This window comes from Stutzerimonas stutzeri, from assembly GCF_009789555.1.
Classification (GTDB): Bacteria; Pseudomonadota; Gammaproteobacteria; order Pseudomonadales; family Pseudomonadaceae; genus Stutzerimonas; species Stutzerimonas stutzeri_R.
On the sequence record NZ_CP046902.1, the window covers coordinates 440,133 to 460,047 of the forward strand.

Sequence of the window (19,915 nt, forward strand, 5' to 3'; positions counted from 1 at the left end):
GATTGGGCAGTGGATCGGGCCTTCAGCGGCCCGCGGCACAGCACCACGAAGTGGGCGCCGAAACAGGAAAATGGGATTATACCGGAGCTGACCAAACGGCTCCCAGCGCGACTGGTCAGTCCGCTTCGATACGGTTGCGCCCCGCACCCTTGGCGCGATAAAGCGCCCGGTCGGCACGCTCGAACACCTGCTCGGCGCTGTCAGCCCCGGCGAAGCTGGCGAGCCCGCCCGACAACGTCACCTGAATCCGCGCGCCCTTGAAATGGAACGGGCAGTCCTGAATATCCGAGCGCAGACTATCGAGCAGCGTCAGGCCCGCCTCGACCGGTGTCTCGGGAAGCAGCAATGCGAATTCCTCGCCACCGAAACGGGCGATGAAATCAGTCTTGCGCAGGCGTTTTCGCAGCTCACCGGCAATGATCTTGAGGACCCGATCGCCGGCCAGATGCCCGAAACCGTCGTTGATGCGCTTGAAGTGGTCCACGTCGAGCACGGCCAGTAGCAACTGGCCGCCGTAACGCTGCTGGCGCGCCATCTCCTGTTCCAGACGCTCCTCCCAGCCCGCGCGATTGGGAAGCTCGGTCAATGGATCGCGCAAGGCTTTCTGTCGTTGTTCCTCCAGGTGCTCGCGCATGCCGGTTGCCGATTCTTCCAAGCTCGCAACCCGGCCAACCAGGGTGTTGAGCCGCTCACTGACCTGCTTCTCGTGAGCGCTACGCTGCTGCTCGTAGCTATCGACGGTATCGAGCAACCGATCGATTCGAGCCTGTACCACCGCTTTCAGGCTCGGCAAGTCTTGCGCGTCGAGCACGCTGCTCTGCAGCCCACCGACCTGTTGGCGCAGCGCCTCGTCCAGCGCTTGTGCCGTTTCCCTGCTCTGTGCATGCCCCTGGTGGGCGGAACTGAGGCCGTCGTGCATGGTTGCCAGGCGCTCGTTGAGGAGCTTCAGGTAACTCTCGAACTCACGCTGCCCCTGGTCGGCAGCCGCGACCATCAGCTGCGCCAGATCGTCCAGCAGGGGGACCAGCTCATACCAGTTCAAGCCCTGCTCGATGCGCTCGCGAATGGCCAATGCCTGCGGCTGTTGATGGGCAGGCAACTGCAGCCCATCGAGCAGGTGATACAGCGCCGCCTCCACTCGGTCGGCGATGGCGCTGTAGGCGTGCTCGGGCGAGACGGGAAGTATGTGCCCACCCTCTTGCTCGAGAGCGACCGGGTCGGATACGGCATCCGCCAGGTCAGGGATCGAGGCCGGCTCGGCGGTATCGACCACGACTGCCTCGGCGACAGGACGCTCGGCCGGTTCCGGCTGCATTGGCGGCGCTGTTTCGAGCGTTGCCGATACATCCATCGCGGCACCGGGCTCGCCCTCGGCACCGCGCTCTCGCGGGCCGAACAGCCTGCCCAGCAACCCGACCGGATGCACCGCGCTGCCCGTCTGAACGGACAATGCTCGATCCTGAAGCGTGACCAGTTCGGCCAGCAACCCAGGCAGTTCAAGCGGTCGCGCGGCCCGGCCGTCAAGCTCACGGGCGAATCGCTTCAAGGGCTTGCGGACTTCGCGCGGCAGCGGCAAGCCCTGCAACTGCGTCACCAGCGCCCGCAAGGCATGGGCCAGACGGTCAAGACGTTCCTTCTTGCTCCGCTCGGTATCCAGCACCGCGCGCTCGAGACGCGGTATCAGCGCCTCGAGACGATCCTCGGGAACCTCATCGTGCAGCATCTCCCGAAGCTCTCGCATGCATTGCTCGACCGCCGGGTCGGCATCGTCCACCGCGAAGCTGCTGCGCACGAGGCTTCGGCGCAACAGGTCCAGGCGCGCGCGCCAATGATCTTCCTGCCGCTCTTGCTGCTCCAGCGACTGAAGGTATTTTTCCTTCCAGCGCTGCGCATCGTCATTCATGTCGACGTACCGGCAGGTACCGGCCAAGCGTCGTGACACAACGCGTCAGGGAGCCGGATTTCCACGGCGATCGGCAGATGATCGGAGCTGGCCTGGGCCAGCACATCAACGCGTTCGAGCGTCAGGCTGGGACTCAGCAAGATGTGGTCGAGGCAGCGCTGTGGCCGCCAGCTGGGAAAGGTCGCATTGATCTGCGGCGCCTGCAGACCCAGGTCGCGCAGAGGCGAATGCTCCAGCAGGTCGGTGGCGTGCGTGTTCATATCGCCCATCAGAACCTGATGGCGATAACCGCCGATCAGCTCGCGGATATAGGCCAATTGCCGGGTCCGTGCGCTGCCGCCGAGGGCGAGGTGCATGACCACGACGACCAACGCATCCGCGCCTTCCCCGAACCGTAGCAGGATCGCACCGCGCCCGGATGGGCCTGGCAGCGGATGATCCTCCAGCACCTGCGGCTCGAGGCGGCTAAGCACCCCGTTGCTGTGCTGGGCGAAGCGGCCGAGATTTCGGTTCAGCTGCTGATACCAGTAGGGGAAGGTGCCGAGCTGGGCAAGATGTTCGACCTGATTGACATAGCCGGACCGAAGACTGCCCCCGTCGACTTCCTGCAAGGCCACCAGATCGTAGTTACCGAGCAGCTCGCCAATTCGCTGCAGGTTTCCGGCCCGCCCGGGATGCGGTAGCAGATGCTGCCAACTGCGCGTCAGATAATGATGGTAACGCTCGGTGCTGATCCCCACCTGGATATTGAAGCTGAGCAGACGCAGCCGGCCGTCCAGGGGCAGGCCGGTCGAATCCAGGCAGAGCGGGTTGACGCGCGCCTGTCCGGAGCGGGCCAGGCGCGGAGAACTCCAGCGGCGCAGCACGGAGAATTACCGGGCAGCGCGTTCTTTTTCGATCAGGAAATCGGCGACTTCCAATGCGCGCTGGGGGCCGCCCGCCGAGCCGATATCGAAACGGTACTTGCCGTTGACGATCATCACCGGTACGCCAGTGATCTGGTAGGCCATGGCCTGCTTTTTCGCCTGCTCGACACGGCTCTTCACACCGAACGAGTTGTAGGCCTTGAGAAAAGCTTGCGGATCGACGCCCTGGCCGGCGAGAAAGTCGGCCATTTTTTCTGGCGTTTCCAACTTGTTACCGTCGCGGTGATAGGCATTGAACACCGCGTCATGGACCTTCTGCTCGACGTTCATCGACTCCAGCGCCAGGAACATCTGGCCGTGAGCATTCCAGACGCCACCGAACATGGCAGGGATACGCTTGAAGTCCACATCGTCCGGCAGTTGCTCTACCCAGGGGTTGATGATCGGCTCGAACTGATAGCAGTGAGGGCAGCCGTACCAGAACAATTCGACGACTTCGACCTTGTCCGGCTCTGCCACGGGTACCGGAGTCTTGAGTTCGACATATTCCTTGCCTGCCTGGAACTCCGCCGCATGAGCGGACAAGCCGAACAGGCTGGCGGTGGCAAGTACGGCACTCAGAACAAGTTTACGCATGATGACTCCTTGGCGTTGAACGACGGACCGATATCGCGACAGGCTGCAGCAAATCATCTTCGCTCGCCAGCGCTTTTCGCCGCTTTTCAATATCTTGACAATGATTGTAGCGGTGCCAAAAACAAAAAAGGCGTCCAGGTTCGCGACCTGAACGCCCTTCCAACCGGCCGTGGCCGATGCTGTCAGTGCAGACCCTGGATGTAGCTGGACAGGGCTTCGATGTCCTTGTTGCTCAGCTTGGACGCAATGGTGCGCATGATCATCGCGTCGCCGTCGTTGGTACGGGCACCTTCGCGGAAATCGGTCAGTTGCTTGGCCGTATAGGCGGCATGCTGGCCACCCAACTGTGGGAAGCTCGCCAGGTCGTTACCGACACCGTTCGGTGCGTGGCACCCGGTACAGGCGGGCATGCCCAGTTCCAGCTTGCCGCCACGGAACAGTTTTTCGCCGTGCTCGACCAGCGCCGGATCTGCCATGCCAACCGTCATTTTCTGGCTGGCGAAATAGGCTGCGATATCGGCAAGGTCCTGCTCGTTGTACGGATCGAGCATGCCGGTCATTTCAAGCACCTTGCGCCCAACCCCTTCCGGAGCGCCCGGCGTGCTGCCGGCCTTGATGTCCTGAAGCTGCTTGAACAGATAGCGCTCGCCTTGACCTGCCAGTTTGGGGAAGTTCGGTGCGGCACTGTTGCCATCGGCACCGTGACAGGCACCACAAACTGCAACCTTCTCCTGACCGGCTTCGGCATTTCCAGCCGCGTGGGCGATACCGGTGATGCCAAGGGTCAACAGCAGACTCACGAGTACTTTGTTCATCAGCTCATCCAACTACGGCTAAGGGTTTAAAAATCTTATTCGGCATGCCCGTCCCAGGACCCTGGCAATGCTCGTTGAAGTGGCGCGGTGCCTGACGCCCGAACGCAGTTATCGACAGAGCCTGCCGGCAGCTGGAGAAACCGTTGTACGGGGCTTGTTCAGACCAAAGCGCACACAAAATCTGCGGCATTATATACTGGCGCTCCTGAAACGGAAACGAACCATTGCCGCACCCCGCGCACTCACCGGAAAGCCCATGCTCCTGAAAAACCCGATTCTCGGCCTCTGCCAGCAAGCCACCTTCATGACCAGCGCCGCCAAGGTCGATCAATGCCCGGCTGACGAGGGCCTCGAGGTTGCCTTCGCCGGCCGGTCGAACGCCGGGAAGTCCAGTGCGCTGAACACCCTCACCCATGCCAGCCTGGCTCGCACGTCGAAGACACCGGGGCGCACCCAGCTGCTCAACTTTTTCCGCCTCGATGACAACCATCGCCTGGTCGACCTTCCCGGTTATGGCTATGCGAAGGTGCCGATTCCACTGAAGCAGCACTGGCAGCGCCACCTGGAAGCCTATCTGAGCAGCCGCGAGAGCCTTGCAGGTGTATTCCTGATGATGGATATCCGCCACCCGCTGACCGAGTTCGACCGCATGATGCTCGACTGGTCCAGCGCCAGCGAAATGCCGCTGCACATTCTTCTGACCAAGTCGGACAAGCTCGCCTTCGGTGCGGCAAAGAACGCCTTGCTGGCGATTCAGCGCGATATCCGCAAGGGCTGGGGCGACGGGGTCAGCGTGCAACTGTTCTCGGCGCCCAAGCGTCAGGGCGTGGAAGAAGCGCAACTGAAGCTGGCGCAGTTGCTCGGAATGCTGGAAGAAGATTCCCAGGAAGAAAACTGACGCGGCAACGGTGCCGCACGGCAGATCGCGGTTTATCGATCCACCGTGCGGAACACAGCATCGCCCCTGCTCCGCTGCGTGTCAGTCGCGGTAATCCTCGACCGGCACGCAGGCGCAGAACAGGTTGCGATCACCGAATACGTTGTCGACACGGTTCACTGCCGGCCAGTACTTGTGCGCCTGGGTATGCGCGCTCGGCGTCACGCCCTCGGCGATGCTGTAGGGGCGATCCCAGGGATGGGTCACATCGGCCAGCGTATGCGGCGCGCGTACCAGCGGGTTGTCCTCTGCCGGCCAGGCACCGTCCTGCACCTTGGCGATCTCGGCGCGGATGCTCAACATCGCCTCGACGAAACGGTCCAGCTCCGCCTTCGATTCGCTCTCGGTAGGTTCGATCATCAGCGTCCCGGGGACCGGGAAGGACATGGTCGGGGCATGGAATCCATAATCGATGAGACGCTTGGCGACGTCTTCCTCGGTAATGCCGGTTTGCGCCTTGATTGGCCGCACATCGATGATGCACTCATGGGCCACGCGACCGTTGCGGCCACTGTAGAGCACCGGGAAAGCATCGCCCAGACGCATCGCCAGATAATTCGCACCGAGGATCGCGACCTCGGTGGCGTCACGCAGTTGCGGCCCCATCATGGCGATGTACATCCAACTGATCGGCAGAATGCTGGCGCTGCCCCAGGGCGCCGCGCTGACCGCGCCGTTTTCCGGATTCGGGCCTTCCAGCTCGATCACCGGATGATTGGAAACGAAGGGCGCCAGGTGCGCCTTGATGCCGATTGGCCCCATGCCGGGACCGCCACCGCCATGAGGAATACAGAAGGTCTTGTGCAGGTTCATGTGCGAAACATCGGCGCCGATATCCGCTGGGCGCGCCAGGCCGACCTGGGCGTTGAGGTTGGCGCCGTCCATATAGACCTGGCCGCCCTGGGCGTGAATCGCCTCGCAGATTTCACGCACGCCTTCTTCGTACACACCATGGGTCGAGGGGTAGGTGATCATCAGGCAGGACAGTTTGTCCCCGGCTTCGGCGGCCTTGCGCTTGAGGTCCTGCAGATCGACGTTACCGGCCTTGTCACACTCGACGATGACCACACGCATGCTGACCATCTGCGCCGAGGCCGGATTGGTGCCGTGCGCCGAGGACGGAATGAGGCAGATATCGCGCTGACCTTCGCCACGACTTTCGTGATATTTGCGGATGGCCACCAGGCCGGCGTATTCGCCCTGTGCACCGGAGTTCGGCTGCATCGAGATCGCATCGAACCCGGTGATCGCACACAGCCAGGCTTCCAGTTCGTCGATCATCAACTTGTAGCCCTGGGCCTGCTCCTGCGGCGCGAAGGGGTGCAAGTTGGCGAATTCCGGCCAGGTGATCGGGATCATCTCGCTGGTGGCGTTGAGCTTCATGGTGCAGGAGCCGAGCGGGATCATCGCCTGGTTCAACGCCAGGTCCTTGTTCTCGAGCTGCTTGAGGTAGCGCAACATCTCGGTTTCGCTGTGGTGGGTATTGAACACCGGATGCGTCAGATACGCGCTGCTGCGCTGCAGCTCCGACGGAATCCCGCTGGCGACGTCGCCTGCATCCAGCTGAGAAACCTCGAGCCCATGATCGGCCCCGAGAAAGATCGAAAGCAACTGCTCGACCGTCGCCTCGCTGCACGTCTCGTCGAGACTGACGCCAAGCTTTCCGCGCCCGAGGATGCGCAGGTTGATGCGCGCCGCCCGGGCGCTTTCGAGGATTGCCGCCTGAGCACCGCCGACCTCCAGCGTCAGGGTGTCGAAGAAGTACCGATTGACGCGCTGAATGCCATGCTGCTCCAGCGCGCTGGCGAGGATTGCCGTCAGCCGGTGGGTGCGCTGGGCGATGCGCTTGAGTCCTTCGGGGCCGTGATAGACAGCGTAGCAACTGGCAATGTTGGCCAGCAGCACCTGCGCCGTGCAGATGTTGGAGTTGGCCTTTTCCCGACGGATATGCTGCTCGCGCGTCTGTAGTGCCATGCGCAGCGCGGTATTACCGCGCGCGTCCTTGGAGACGCCAATGATGCGGCCGGGCATGGCCCGTTTGAACGCATCACGGGTGGCGAAATAGGCCGCGTGCGGGCCGCCGTACCCCATCGGCACGCCGAAACGCTGGGTCGAGCCGAGCACCACGTCAGCACCAAGCTCACCCGGAGGCGTGAGCAACAACAGGCTGAGCAGGTCGGCAGCGACGCACGCCAGCGCCTGCTGCGCATGCAATTGCTCGATGGCCGGGCGCAGATCGTGGATCTCGCCATGGGTGTCCGGATACTGCAGCAAGGCGCCGAAAACCTCCCGCGACGCGATATCGCCGATCGGGCCGACCACCAGTTCGAAGCCGAAGGCCTCGGCGCGAGTACGCACGACCGATAGCGTCTGCGGGTGACAGTTCTCGTCGACGAAGAAGCTGTTGCTCTTGCTCTTGGCCATGCGACGCGCCAGGGTCATGGCCTCGGCCGCGGCAGTCGCTTCATCGAGCAGCGAGGCGTTGGCCAGGTCCAACCCGGTGAGGTCGATGGTCAATTGCTGGAAATTCAGCAGTGCCTCCAGCCGCCCCTGGGCGATCTCCGGCTGGTAAGGCGTGTAGGCGGTATACCAGCCGGGATTTTCCAGCACATTACGCAGGATGACCGGCGGGGTGATCGTGCCGTGATAGCCCATGCCGATCAGGCTGGTCCAGAGCTGGTTCTGCTCGGCATAATTGCGCAGACGCGCCAATGCGCCCTGCTCGTCCAACGCGGGCGGTAGCGCCAGCTCGCCCTGAAGGCGGATCGCCGGCGGCACGGTCTGTTCGACCAGTTGCTCGCGGCTGGCCAGCCCGAGCGCATCGAGCATGGCCTGCTGCTCGGCCGCATCGGGGCCAAGATGACGACGCAGGAACGCGTCAGGTTGCTGGAGCTGGGAAAGGCGCGGCACGTGGGACATCACTGCTCTCTCGAAAAGGAAAGCCCCGCCATGCAGCCCTTTGTGAAACCGCTACGCTCGGTTTCACATACCCGCATCGCAAGGCTTCTGGATAGGGAACGCTTAGGCTTCGGCGTCGCAGGAGGCCTTGTACCCCTCTGCGTCGAGCAGCTTGTCCAGCTCCGAGGCATCGCTCGGCTGTAGCCGGAAGAACCAGCTGCCATAGGGCTCGCTGTTGACCATTTCGGGCGAGTCAGTGAGCTGTTCGTTGATGGCGATCACGTCCCCGGAAATCGGTGCGTAGATGTCCGAAGCGGCCTTAACCGACTCCACGACGCCCGCCTGCTGGCCGGCGACAACTTGCTGGCCTACTTCCGGCAACTCCACATAGACCACGTCGCCCAGCGCTTCCTGGGCGTGATCGGAAATGCCGACGGTTACGCTGCCGTCCGCTTCGAGACGGGCCCATTCGTGGCTGGCGGCGTAACGCAGATCGCTGGGAATGTCGCTCATTCGTATGTCCTCAAAAAAACTGTCGGTTTGGGGGCACGAAGCAGGCTTGGCCACCCGCTGCAAAGAAGCCGTTGGCCGAATTTACACCAGTACTTTGCCATGACGCACGAAAGTCGGCTGCACCACGCGGACCGGATACCATTTACCGCGAATTTCCACTTCGGCCCGATCTCCTGCGCCGGCCGGAACACGCGCCAGTGCGATGGCTTTGCCAAGCGTAGGCGAAAAACTGCCGCTGGTGATCTCGCCTTCGCCCACACCGTTGACCCGCACAGTCTGGTGGGCACGCAGCACGCCACGCTCTTCGAGCACCAGGCCCACCAGCTTCGGCAGATCAGCCTGCTGTTTCTCGGCCTGCAGAGCCGCTCGACCGATAAAGTCGCGCTCGGCTGGCTCCCACGCCACGGTCCAGGCCATGTTGGCTTGCAGCGGCGAGACATCTTCGGTCATGTCCTGGCCGTAGAGATTCAGCCCAGCCTCCAAGCGCAGCGTGTCGCGCGCGCCCAGCCCGATCGGCGAAATGCCGGCCCCGACCAGTTCACTGAGGAAATCCGGCGCCTGTTCGGCCGGCAGGATGATTTCCAGGCCGTCCTCGCCGGTATAGCCCGTACGCCCGATGAACCAGTCGCCAGCGGCCTGACCGTGAAACGGCTTCAGTTCCTGGATCAGCGTGGCTCGCGGCTGGCTGACCAGCTCGGCAGTCTTTGTGCGCGCTTGTGGCCCCTGAATCGCCAGCATCGCCAGCTCGGGACGCTCGTTCACGTCGACGGAAAAACCCTCGGCCTGCGCCTGCATCCAGGCCAGATCCTTGTCACGCGTGCTGGCATTGACGACCAGGCGATAGCCCCAGTCGGTGAGATAGACGATCAGGTCGTCGACGACGCCGCCGCGCTCATTGAGCATCGCCGTATACAGCGCCTTGCCTACCTGCGCGAGGCGGCCCACATCGTTGGCCAACAGGCGTTGGAGATAGGCTTTGGCGTCGGGCCCCGCAACGTCGACGACGGTCATGTGGGAGACGTCGAACACCCCGCAATCACGTCGCACCTGGTGATGCTCCTCCACCTGGGAGCCATAATGCAGCGGCATGTCCCAGCCGCCGAAATCGACCATCTTGGCGCCAAGCGCGAGGTGCTGATCGTAGAGGGGAGTACGCTGACCCATGGGTTTCTCCTTCCGGGCAGGTCGCCGAAGCGGCGTGGGTAAAGCTTATTAGAGTCGAGCCGCCAAGCCCGACGTTTTTTGGATGGCGCGCATTGTAGCCCCAAGGTCGTGACAGGTCACGGCGAGGCGATGGAGCGAGCGCTCAGCCGATCCGCCGAGCCGAACGGCGGATCAGCAGGATGACCGGCAGCAGACCGACGACAACCAGCGTCAACGCTGGCAGGGCGGCCCGCGCCCACTCACCCTCGCTGGTCATTTCAAAAATCCTCACCGACAGCGTATCCCACCCGAACGGCCGCATCAGCAGCGTGGCCGGCATCTCCTTCAATACGTCGACGAACACCAGCAACGCGGCGCTGAGCGTGCCGGGCAACAACAGCGGCAGGTAGACCCTGAAGAACAGTGCCGGCCCACCGACACCGAGACTGCGCGATGCCTGCGGCAGCGACGGCCGAATTCGCGCCAGCGCGCTTTCCAGCGGGCCGAACGCCACCGCCATGAAACGAATCAGATAAGCCAGCAACAAAGCCCCGAGGCTACCGAGCAGGATCGGCCTGCCGGCACCGCCGAGCCATGCCGACAGCGGGATCACCAGCTCGCGATCCAGATAACTGAAGGCGAGCATGATCGACACCGCGAGCACCGACCCGGGCAGCGCATATCCCAGATTCGCCAATCCGACCGCCGTCTTGACGGTTCGCACCGGCGCCTGACGCCGGGCGAAGGCGAGCAGCAGCGCCACGGCCACCGTGATGAAAGCTGCCAGCGCGCCCAGGTAAAGCGTATGCAGGATCAGCCCGGTATAACGTTCATCAAGATCGAAGCGCCCGCGCTGCCAGAGCCAGACCAGCAATTGCAGTACAGGAATGACGAACGCACAGACAAATACCAGACCGCACCAACTGCTGGCAGCGAAAGCCTTGAAGCCACGCAGACGATAAAGCACCGCCGAACGAGCCCGGTCGTTTGCCGGCCGGGCCGCACCGCGCGCGCGCCGCTCGCCGTAGAGCACCAGCATCACCGCCAGGAGCAGCAGGCTGGCCAACTGAGTCGCGCTGGTGAGACTGAAAAAGCCATACCAGGTCTTGTAGATGGCGGTGGTGAAGGTGTCGAAATTGAATACTGCGACCGCACCGAAATCGGCCAGCGTCTCCATCAACGCCAGAGCCAGCCCGGCACCGATCGCCGGTCGCGCCATCGGTAACGCCACGCTCCAGAATGCGCGCCAGGGGGACTGGCCGAGGACGCGTGCCGCTTCCATCAAACCCTTGCCCTGGGCGATGAACGCCGAGCGCGCCAGCAAATAGACGTAGGGGTAGAACACCAGCACCAGCACGATGATCACCCCACCGGTGGAGCGGACTCGGGGAAAGCGCACCCCGCTACCGAACCACTCGCGCGCCAGCGTCTGCACCGGTCCGGAGAAATCCAGCAGGCCAATGAAGACGAATGCCAGTACATAGGCAGGAATCGCAAAGGGCAGCATCAGCGCCCAATCCAACCAGCGGCGTCCCGGAAACTCGCACAGGGAGGTCAGCCACGCGAGGCTGACACCCAGCACGGTGACGCCGATCCCGACGCCCAGGACCAACGTCAGCGTATTGCTCAGCAGCCGCGGCATCTGGGTTTGCCAGAGATGGGACCAGATGCCGGTATCGATGTCGCCCCAACTGAACGCCAGGACGCTCAACGGCAACAGCACCAGCGCGGCTACCGCAAGGGAGATGGGGTACCAACGGTGCTCGACAGGGTGGGACACGCAGGCCTCGGATGCAAAAAAGACGACGCCCCCGGCATGCAGGGGGCGTCGAGTATACCGGCAGCGCAGGCTACGGCGAATCGGTACGACGCCTCTGCGCGAGGCGTTGCGCCCCGCCAGCCGGCGCCCGTTACCTGCCGCGCCTCAATTCCAGCCGGCGCGATCCATCAGCATGATGGCTTCGGCCTGCCGCTTGCCGGCGACCTCGACCGGGATGGTGTCAGCCTTGAAATCGCCCCACGCGGCCACTTCAGCAGAGGCCTTCACGGCGGGGTTGGCCGGGAACTCCATGTTGACATCGGCAAAGATGCTCTGTGCTTCGGGGGTGGTCATCCACTCGACGAGTTTGCGCGCGGCCTCTGGATGCGGGGCGTGCTTGGTCAGGCCGATGCCGGACAGGTTGACGTGAACGCCGCGGTCCTGCTGGTTCGGCCAGAACAGCTTGGCTTTCAGATCGGGGTTCTGCGCATGCAGACGGCCGAAATAATAGGTATTGACGATACCCACGTCGCACTGACCGGCGTCGATCGCCTGGATCAGGGCCGTGTCGTCAGCGAATACGTCGGTGGCGAGGTTGTTCACCCAACCCTTGATGATCGCTTCGGTTTTCTCGGCACCGTGGGTCTCGATCATGGTAGCGGTCAACGACTGGTTGTAGACCTTCTTGCTGGTGCGCAGGCACAGGCGGCCTTCCCAGTTTGCGTCGGCGAGCGCTTCATAGGTGGTCAACTCGCCCTGCTTGACCCGCTCGGGCGAGTAGACGATCGTCCGGGCACGCAGCGACAGGCCGGTCCAGGCATCGGCGGAGGAGCGGTACTGCGCGGGAATGTTGTCCTTGACGATTTCGGAATCGAGCGGCTGAAGGATGCCCATCTGCTCGGCCTGCCAGAGGTTACCGCCATCGACCGTCAGCAGCAGATCGGCCGGCGTATTTTCACCTTCGGCCTTGATGCGAGCCATCAGTGGCGCTTCCTTGTCGGTGATGAACTTGATGTTGACGCCCGTCTTGGCTGTATAGGCGTCGAACACCGGCTTGATCAGCTCGTCGATCCGCGAGGAATAAACCACCACTTCATCGGCAGCCTGTACAGCGCTCGACAGCGCCGTGAGCGCCAGAGCGGCGAGTAAACCTTTGCTTGCCTGCATGGATCAGCCTCTTACTCAATTGAAGAACGAGGCTGAATAGTAGTGAATGTCATTTACTTTCTCAACGCGACAATTCGCGCGGCCACAGTCCTCGCCTCTAGACCCGTGCAAGAACAGGCAGGTCGCCGCTCAGGCCCAAGGCCTGGCGTACGAACAAGGCCTTGGCTTCGGGCATTGCCTGCATCGCTTTCAAGCCCGTGTTGCGCAACCAGCGCAGCGGGAGCGGGTCAGCCTGGAATAAACGCTCGAAACCCTCCATCGCGGCCATCATAGCCAGGTTATGCGGCATCCGGCGTCGCTCGAAGCGCGTCAGTACACGCATGTCCCCCAGCCTGGCGTCGCGTGCAAAGGCGGCCAGCAGGACCTCTGCAAGCACCGCGGCATCGAGCAAACCGAGGTTGACGCCCTGGCCCGCCAGTGGATGGATGGTGTGGGCCGCATCGCCGATCAGCGCCAGCCCGGGCTGTACATAGCGCTTGGCATGGCGCTGTCGCAAGGGAATGCACAGACGCGGATCGGCTTCCAGCACATCGCCCAAACGGTACTCGAACGCGCGCCCGAGTGCCTGACAGAAAGCTTGATCGTCGAGCGCCATCAGTCGCTGCGCCTCGGCCTCGGTCGCCGACCAGACGATGGAGCACCAATGCGTGTCTTCGTCGCGTTGCAGCGGCAGGAACGCCAGCGGGCCATCATCGGTGAAGCGCTGCCAGGCGGTCTGCTGGTTCGGCTCGGCACACCGCACGCTGGTGACGATGGCGTGGTGCATATAGTCCCATTCGCGGGTTGCACAGCCCGCCAGGCGACGGACTGCCGAATTGGCGCCGTCGGCCGCCACCACCAGGTCGGCGCCCAACTGTTGCCCGTCAGCGAGGGTCAGGCTCCAGCCGTGCTCGGTCTGTTGCAGCCGCTCCAGACGCGCATTGGGCAGCAGATCGATGGAGCCACTGGCTTTCAGGGCATCCAGCAGGCCGTCCTGCACGACGCGGTTCTCGACAATGTGACCGAGCACCTCGGCATGCACCGATGCGGCGGAAAAATGTATTTGCCCGGTACCGGAGCCATCCCACACTTGCATATCGGTGTAGGGGCTGATGCGCCGGCCGGCAATGCCCGGCCAGGCGCCGACGCGCTCGAGAATCCGTTGGCTGGCCGCGGACAGCGCGCTGACACGCGGCTCGAAAGGGTCGGTCAGCGCAAAGGGCTGGACGTCCAACGGACCGGCGTCGATCAGCTTGATGCTCAGCCCGGCGCCCTGCAGCGCCAAGGCCAGGGTACTGCCGACCATTCCGGCGCCGACAATGATGAGGTCCGCGTGCATTGCTGCTCTCCTATGCGCCGAGCCAGAGGCTTGCGGCATGTCTGGCGAGGATCGCCCCGCCCCGAACGCTCCGATTAACGAACAACCTCGCGTGCGCACGCGATCAACGCGCACGCACACCGAGCCCCATGGCCTGTCTCGCAAACCAGGTCTTGGCAGGCGGCAGCAGGTCCAACCCCAGCAGCCCCAGGTTGCGCCCCGCGATGGACAGACGAGCCGATCCACCGAACAGTTGGGTCAGTTGATCGGAAAAGCCGACGGTAAGCCGCTGATCCGAACGCTGCTGCCGGTAATAAGCCTGCAGCACGGCCAGATCGCCCAGGCGGGCCGAACTGCTCAACAGCGCAACCGCAAGTGCCTCGGTATCTCGCAGCGACAGGTTGTACCCTTGCCCGGCAATAGGGTGCAAGCTGTGGGCGGCGTTGCCCAGTACGACCAGACCGGCACGAATCTGTTCCTGGGCCTCGATGAGCATCAGCGGATAGAGATGCCTTGCGCCGACCTGCTGAAAGCCGCCCAGGCGATAGCCGAATGCCTGCTGCAGTTCGCTCAGGAATTGCGCTTCGGGCACCGCAGCCAGACGCGCGGCGTCCTGTTCCGAGCGGGTCCAGACCAGCGCGCAGCGATTGTCCTGCAAGGGCAGCAGCGCCATCGGCCCGTAATCGGTGAAACGCTCGAACGCGCGCCCACCGTGCGGCTTGCCCGGCGTCACGTTGGCGATCAGGGCCGACTGGTCATAGGGGGTGCACTTGATCTCGATGCCGAGCTGCTCGCGCAACGCGGACCGGCCGCCGTCGGCAAGAACCGCCAGGTCGCAATCGAGCCCCTGGCCGTCGGTCAACGTCAGCCGATACCCGCCAGGCAAGGGCTGCATGCGCTCGACTTCAGCCGGGCAGCGGCGAACCACGACCCGGTCATCGAGCGCTTGCCACAGGCAATGGCCAATCCAGGCGTTTTCCACCACATAGCCCAGCGCCGGTACCTGCTCGGTGCCTGCATCGAGACGGGCAGCACCTGCGCGGCCACGATCGGAGACATGGATACAGGTGATCGGCTCGGCACGCTCGGCAATCCGCTCCCAGACACCCAGCCGCTGATAGATCAGCCGGGTACCGTAGGAAAGCGCTGTCGAACGCGCATCATAGCTGGGCTGATACTCGTTGCCCGGCTCGAACGGCTCGATCAGCTCGATCGTCCAGCCGCGTGACCTGGCACCTTTCTGCAGCGCCAACGCCAGGCTGGCGCCAACCAGCCCGCCGCCCACGATGGCGATCGAACCCATGGCTAGGCGACCTCGACCGCGTTCGCCATCAAGGCCTCGATTTGCTCGACCGTCTTGGGCACACCGCCGGTCAGGATCTCGCAGCCGGTTCGGGTTACCACCACATCATCTTCGATGCGCACGCCGATACCCCGCCACTTCTTCGCCACATCCTGATTGTCCGGGGCGACATAGATACCAGGCTCCACCGTCATCGCCATGCCAGGTTCGAGCACACGCCATTCCCCGCCGACCTTGTAGTCGCCCACGTCATGCACGTCCATGCCCAGCCAGTGGCCGGCGCGGTGCATATAAAAAGGTTTGTAGGCTTCCGTGGCAATCAGCGTCTGGATGTCGCCGCGCAGCAGACCCAGTTCGACCAGTCCGGCCGTGATGACCTGGACGGTCGCCTCGTGCGCCTCGTTCCAGTGCTTGCCAGGGGCAATATGCTTGAACGCCTCTTCGTTGGCGGCCAGCACCACCTCGTAGATGGCTTTCTGCTCGGGCGAGAAGCGGCCGTTGACCGGGAACGTACGGGTGATGTCGCTGGCGTAGCAATCGAGCTCGCAACCGGCGTCGATCAGCACCAGGTCACCGTCCTTGAGCAGGGCATCGTTCTCACGATAATGCAGGATACAGGCGTTCTTGCCGGCCGCGACGATAGAGCCATACGCCGGCATCTTCGCCCCGCCCTTGCGGAATTCGTAATCCAGCTCCGCTTCCAGATGGTACTCGTATAGCCCCGGACGGCTGGCCTGCATGGCGCGGACATGGGCACCAGCGGATACCTGCGCCGCGCTGCGCATGACCTTGATCTCATTTGCCGATTTGTACAGGCGCAGGTCGTGCAACAGATGATCGAGGGCGACGAACTCGTTCGGCGGCTGCGCGCCTTGACGGGCCTTGGAACGGATGGTGTTGATCCACTCCATCAACCGATGATCGAACTCCTGATTGCTGCCGATGGCGTAGTACACGCGCGAACGTCCTTCGATCAGGCCCGGCAGGATGTCGTCGATATCGCCGATGGGAAAGGCGTCATCGGCGCCGTATTCGGAGATGGCACCGTCCTGGCCTGCCCGCAGACCGTCCCACAGTTCACGTGCCGGATCGCGCTCACGACAGAACAGCACGTATTCGCCATGCTCGCGGCCAGGGATCAGCGCGATTACCGCCTCCGGCTCGGGGAATCCCGACAGGTACTGAAAGTCACTGTCCTGACGATAGATATGCTCGACGTCGCGGTTGCGGATGTACATCGGCGCCGCCGGCAGGATGGCGATGCTGTTGGGTTCCATCTCGGCCATCAGCGCCTTGCGCCGACGGGCGTATTCCGATTTCGGGATGCGGATCATGGGCAGACGGGTCCTCAATGCAGGGAGGGCTTGGGTGTCGCCGCTACCGGCTTCGCGCATTCGGTAAACAGCAGCAATGGCGCCACGCGCAGGTACTCCATGACTTCCATGTAATCGCTCTCGCCGTCTTCGGACTCGTCCAGCGAATCCTGGATCTGTGCGATCGCCGCCATGTCCTGCAACACTTCCATGGCCTCGCCGCTCAGTGCGCGGTCACCGGCGATCAAACCGAAGCCGGCCAGGAAGCTCTGGCACCACTGGCCCAGCGCGAGTGCACGCTCGGCAAGCGGCGCATCGTCGGAGGGCAGCAGCAGGACGATGGCGATGTCGTCACCGGCGAGTTCGCCCTTGACCATCTCTTGCAGGCCGATAAGCGCCTGGCGCACCGACTCCTCGGGCTCGGCACCGAGCAGCTCGGCGGCGTCGTTCAGCCAGGTATCGACATCGAAACCGGCACCGGCGCAGCTGCGTCCAAGCAACAGCCCGTGCAGCTCGGCGGGTGTGACGGGTTGGGCACTGCTGGCCAGCAATGTGGCGAAAGCAGCATACGGCGAGTTCTGAATGGGCATTGGCAGCTAGGCGCACAGCGGCGCTAATGTCTAGAATGAGGCCTTGTATCCTAGCATCGGCATACGAGCCAAGACCATCGAAGCCGGACCGCCTACCGCTCGCGCCACCTACCGGGAATCCCCATGGAAGACGCCGACCTGCAATTGCTGACCGCCAAGCTGGAGCAGCTGATTCAGCGCATCGAGCAACTCAAGGCGCAGAATCGCCTGTTGCTCCATAGCGAGAAGGCCTGGCGCGAGGAGCGCGCTCATCTGATCGAAAAGAACGAAATGGCACGAGTGAAGGTCGAATCAATGATTTCGCGCCTGAAAGCCCTGGAGCAGGACTCATGACCCAGCCGAACACCGTTACCGTGCACATCATGGACAAGGAATATTGCATTTCCTGCCCGCCCGAAGAACGCAGCAACCTCGAAGGCGCCGCCCATTACCTGGATCGCAAGATGCGGGAAATCCGCAGCAGCGGAAAAGTCATCGGCGCTGACCGCGTCGCCGTGATGGCCGCGCTCAACATCACCCATGAGCTGCTGCACAAGCATGACCGCCTGGACGCCGAAGCCAACAGCGCCCGCGAGCATGTGCGTACGCTGCTGGAACGGGTCGACAGCGCACTGGCCGCCGATCCAAACCCGTCCGGCAACTGATGAACGGCAGTCAGATTGCGTTATAATCCCGCCCACTCCCTGGCATGTTCGCCAGTCGGCGATGACCCTCTCCCGATAAGCAACACCATGGAGGCTACACGTAGTGCCGGTGTGCATGTCCGCCTGACGGAAAGCCTTAAGGTACTCTGTAGTCGCCACCTTGAACTCTCGGGTTCAAGGGCCTACGCGGGCAGCGGCATGCTGGGGAGCCTCATTCCATGATCGTAGCCGAAGGCCTTTCGCGCCCGGCCTTGCGACGTCAACTGCGACAAGCTCGTCGCCGGCTCTCGGCCGTTCAACAACGCCAGGCCGCCAGATCGCTCTATCGGCAACTGTCCCAGCACCCATTGTTTCGCCGCGCGCGACACATCGCCCTGTACCTGCCCAATGACGGGGAAATAGACCCCCGCCCCTTGCTGCGTGAAGCGCAGCGGCGCGGCAAGGCAACCTATTTGCCCGTGCTCAACGCCTGGCCGCGCACACGCATGGTATTTCAGCGGATCGAGCCGAACGAGCGCCTGAAACCGAATCGCTTCGGCATTGCCGAGCCTGCATTCTGCCGAGCCCGACAGCGCCGCATCTGGGCACTCGATCTGGTGCTGATGCCCTTGGTCGGGTTCGATGAGCACGGCGGTCGGTTGGGGATGGGGGGTGGCTTCTATGATCGCAGCCTGGCCTACCGCACCAGGCGCAAAAAAGGTCACAAACCGACGCTTTTGGGTCTTGCGCATGAAAGCCAGAAGGTCGACCGGCTGCCATTGGCCAGCTGGGATGTCAGCTTACAGGCTACGGTGACGGACCGGGGCTGGTATGCAAAACCCGGCGGAACGCACTGAATCGGCGTAATGGACCGCATCCATGCGGCGTGCTCGTTCAGCGCTGCAGCTGTTGCGAGTGGCTGATCGGAATCATCGAAGAGGCGTCATCCGGTCGATCCCACAGCCCCTGGGTATAACCGGTCGTTACGACGCCGAGCCCAAAAATCAGCACCAAGACCCAAAGAATATCTGGCTTGCGTTTCATAGATTTCGCCTCCCCCTGCAAGGCGACAGTGTTGCGTCGAGTCAGTATCGTTTTGGTTTTCCAGACTCGACAATGCCAACCTCAAGCGCGGCATTCTCCGTCATGCCTCGGTACAGCGCAAACCCGCGTTGCGACCGATTGTCGGGGATGTTGCGTTTGAGAACCCTTGAACTATCAATAGGTGAGCAAAGACCATGCCGTACTGGCTGATGAAGTCCGAACCGGACGAGTTTTCCATCCAGAACCTGGAGCGGCTCGGCACCAGTCGCTGGGATGGCGTGCGTAACTACCAGGCCCGCAACTTTCTGCGCCAGATGCTCGAAGGCGACCGGTTCTTCTTCTATCACTCGAGCTGCGCGACGCCCGGCATCGCCGGAATCGGCAGCATCCAGCGCACCGCCTACCCGGACCCGACGGCGCTCGACCCCGACAGCCCCTACCGGGACGCCAGGGCCACCGAAGCGAAAAACCCGTGGAGCGCGGTCGACGTCGCCTTTGTCGAACGCTTCGACTCAACGCTGACGCTGGCTCGACTGAAGGCGGAGCCGGCCCTCGCGCAAATGCCCCTGGTGCACAAAGGCAACAGGCTTTCCGTAATGCCGGTCAGCGAGAGCGAGTGGCGCGCCATCCTGGCCATGCGCTGAATAGCCGCACTTTGTCCAATACTGTCGTTATTGGACGATCAGGTTGTTGAACAACAGGTCGTCGACCAGCGGCTCGCCCTCTTCCTGATCGAGCACGGCCTGAACCTGCTTGAGTGCCTCCTGGCGCAACGCTTCCTTGGCCTCGACCGTTCCGAGGCTCGCATCGGTCTGCTGCGAAAACAGCATCACCAATTGATTGCGAATCAACGGCTCGTGGTGTTTGACCTTCGCCTCCGCCTCCGTGCCGCTGACCCGCAGGGCGATGTCGGCCTTGTAGTACTTCAGCCTGCCATCGGAACCGTAATTACCGACCAGCGCCGGGACCAGCGCGTAATAGATGGTTTTGGTCGCAGCCGCATCGGCTTCGGATGGTTCGGCCAGTGCCGGCAGCGCGACGCAAAGAGCGAAGAAGGCAACAAGGATTCGCTTCACGGGACAACTCCAAGGGATACGACCATCAGCAT

Annotated in this window: 20 protein-coding genes and 1 other RNA gene; 6 read left to right on the forward strand and 15 right to left on the reverse strand. The window is 63.0% G+C overall.

Annotated features, from left to right (window positions below; genetic code table 11):
• Window positions 1-115: 115 nt before the first annotated feature.
• The 4 genes from GQA94_RS01965 to GQA94_RS01980 all read right to left on the reverse strand — a co-directional run bounded on the left by GQA94_RS01965 (window position 116) and on the right by GQA94_RS01980 (window position 4,220).
• Window positions 116-1,903, reverse strand: a complete 1,788-nt coding sequence (locus GQA94_RS01965) for a diguanylate cyclase (RefSeq protein ID WP_158186487.1) — start codon at window positions 1,901-1,903, stop codon at window positions 116-118.
• The gene (locus GQA94_RS01970) at window positions 1,900-2,769 is read right to left on the reverse strand and encodes an endonuclease/exonuclease/phosphatase family protein (protein ID WP_158186488.1); all 870 of its coding nucleotides are present in this window, start codon (window positions 2,767-2,769) and stop codon (window positions 1,900-1,902) included. The genes GQA94_RS01965 and GQA94_RS01970 overlap by 4 nt, the downstream gene beginning before the upstream one ends.
• Before the next feature lie 6 nt (window positions 2,770-2,775).
• Window positions 2,776-3,405 carry a thiol:disulfide interchange protein DsbA/DsbL gene (locus tag GQA94_RS01975; RefSeq protein ID WP_158186489.1) on the reverse strand — a complete coding sequence of 210 codons (630 nt, stop codon included), beginning with the start codon at window positions 3,403-3,405 and terminating at the stop codon, window positions 2,776-2,778.
• A gap of 182 nt (window positions 3,406-3,587) precedes the next feature.
• Window positions 3,588-4,220, reverse strand: coding sequence for a c-type cytochrome (locus tag GQA94_RS01980; RefSeq protein ID WP_158186490.1), 633 nt, complete (start codon window positions 4,218-4,220; stop codon window positions 3,588-3,590).
• Window positions 4,221-4,476: 256 nt separating this feature from the next.
• On the opposite strand from GQA94_RS01980, the gene yihA reads away from it, so the two are divergent.
• Window positions 4,477-5,118, forward strand: coding sequence for a ribosome biogenesis GTP-binding protein YihA/YsxC (yihA, locus tag GQA94_RS01985; RefSeq protein WP_158186491.1), 642 nt, complete (start codon window positions 4,477-4,479; stop codon window positions 5,116-5,118).
• 81 nt (window positions 5,119-5,199) lie between these two features.
• On the opposite strand, the gene gcvP is transcribed toward yihA, so the two are convergent.
• From gcvP to GQA94_RS02030, 9 genes are all read right to left on the reverse strand, one after another.
• On the reverse strand, window positions 5,200-8,076 hold the full coding sequence (gcvP, locus tag GQA94_RS01990; protein WP_158186492.1) for an aminomethyl-transferring glycine dehydrogenase: 2,877 nt from the start codon (window positions 8,074-8,076) through the stop codon (window positions 5,200-5,202).
• A gap of 102 nt (window positions 8,077-8,178) precedes the next feature.
• Window positions 8,179-8,568: a glycine cleavage system protein GcvH gene (gene gcvH / locus GQA94_RS01995; RefSeq protein WP_158186493.1), complete on the reverse strand. Its 390-nt coding sequence runs from the start codon at window positions 8,566-8,568 to the stop codon at window positions 8,179-8,181.
• Between the two features lie 81 nt (window positions 8,569-8,649).
• On the reverse strand, window positions 8,650-9,732 hold the full coding sequence (gcvT, locus tag GQA94_RS02000) for a glycine cleavage system aminomethyltransferase GcvT (RefSeq protein ID WP_158186494.1): 1,083 nt from the start codon (window positions 9,730-9,732) through the stop codon (window positions 8,650-8,652).
• Window positions 9,733-9,874: 142 nt separating this feature from the next.
• Window positions 9,875-11,491, reverse strand: coding sequence for an ABC transporter permease (locus GQA94_RS02005; RefSeq protein ID WP_158186495.1), 1,617 nt, complete (start codon window positions 11,489-11,491; stop codon window positions 9,875-9,877).
• 144 nt (window positions 11,492-11,635) lie between these two features.
• Entirely contained in the window at window positions 11,636-12,637 is a 1,002-nt protein-coding gene (locus GQA94_RS02010) for an extracellular solute-binding protein (protein ID WP_158186496.1), read from the reverse strand.
• A 97-nt stretch (window positions 12,638-12,734) separates the two neighbouring features.
• Window positions 12,735-13,955, reverse strand: a complete 1,221-nt coding sequence (locus GQA94_RS02015; RefSeq protein ID WP_158186497.1) for a 2-octaprenyl-3-methyl-6-methoxy-1,4-benzoquinol hydroxylase — start codon at window positions 13,953-13,955, stop codon at window positions 12,735-12,737.
• Between the two features lie 103 nt (window positions 13,956-14,058).
• Window positions 14,059-15,237, reverse strand: coding sequence for a 2-octaprenyl-6-methoxyphenyl hydroxylase (ubiH, locus tag GQA94_RS02020; RefSeq protein WP_158186498.1), 1,179 nt, complete (start codon window positions 15,235-15,237; stop codon window positions 14,059-14,061).
• Window positions 15,238-15,239: 2 nt separating this feature from the next.
• Entirely contained in the window at window positions 15,240-16,571 is a 1,332-nt protein-coding gene (gene pepP, locus GQA94_RS02025) for a Xaa-Pro aminopeptidase (protein WP_158186499.1), read from the reverse strand.
• Between the two features lie 14 nt (window positions 16,572-16,585).
• Window positions 16,586-17,140: a YecA family protein gene (locus tag GQA94_RS02030; RefSeq protein WP_158186500.1), complete on the reverse strand. Its 555-nt coding sequence runs from the start codon at window positions 17,138-17,140 to the stop codon at window positions 16,586-16,588.
• 123 nt (window positions 17,141-17,263) lie between these two features.
• On the opposite strand from GQA94_RS02030, the gene GQA94_RS02035 reads away from it, so the two are divergent.
• The 4 genes from GQA94_RS02035 to GQA94_RS02050 all read left to right on the forward strand — a co-directional run bounded on the left by GQA94_RS02035 (window position 17,264) and on the right by GQA94_RS02050 (window position 18,620).
• On the forward strand, window positions 17,264-17,473 hold the full coding sequence (locus GQA94_RS02035; protein ID WP_158186501.1) for a TIGR02449 family protein: 210 nt from the start codon (window positions 17,264-17,266) through the stop codon (window positions 17,471-17,473).
• Window positions 17,470-17,784 (forward strand): cell division protein ZapA, encoded by a 315-nt coding sequence (locus GQA94_RS02040; protein ID WP_158186502.1) that lies wholly within the window; start codon window positions 17,470-17,472, stop codon window positions 17,782-17,784. The genes GQA94_RS02035 and GQA94_RS02040 overlap by 4 nt, the downstream gene beginning before the upstream one ends.
• Window positions 17,785-17,817: 33 nt before the next feature.
• Window positions 17,818-17,996, forward strand: a non-coding RNA gene (gene ssrS / locus GQA94_RS02045) — 6S RNA.
• 6 nt (window positions 17,997-18,002) lie between these two features.
• Complete coding sequence (locus GQA94_RS02050) at window positions 18,003-18,620, forward strand: 5-formyltetrahydrofolate cyclo-ligase (protein WP_158186503.1); 618 nt, start codon at window positions 18,003-18,005, stop codon at window positions 18,618-18,620.
• A 37-nt stretch (window positions 18,621-18,657) separates the two neighbouring features.
• On the opposite strand, the gene GQA94_RS23205 is transcribed toward GQA94_RS02050, so the two are convergent.
• Window positions 18,658-18,807: a hypothetical protein gene (locus GQA94_RS23205; RefSeq protein ID WP_199270086.1), complete on the reverse strand. Its 150-nt coding sequence runs from the start codon at window positions 18,805-18,807 to the stop codon at window positions 18,658-18,660.
• Window positions 18,808-19,001: 194 nt separating this feature from the next.
• Between GQA94_RS23205 and GQA94_RS02055 the strand changes: the two genes are divergently transcribed.
• On the forward strand, window positions 19,002-19,451 hold the full coding sequence (locus tag GQA94_RS02055; RefSeq protein ID WP_158186504.1) for an EVE domain-containing protein: 450 nt from the start codon (window positions 19,002-19,004) through the stop codon (window positions 19,449-19,451).
• Window positions 19,452-19,478: 27 nt separating this feature from the next.
• On the opposite strand, the gene GQA94_RS02060 is transcribed toward GQA94_RS02055, so the two are convergent.
• The gene (locus GQA94_RS02060; RefSeq protein WP_158186505.1) at window positions 19,479-19,883 is read right to left on the reverse strand and encodes a flagellar basal body-associated protein FliL; all 405 of its coding nucleotides are present in this window, start codon (window positions 19,881-19,883) and stop codon (window positions 19,479-19,481) included.
• Window positions 19,884-19,915 lie beyond the last annotated feature (32 nt).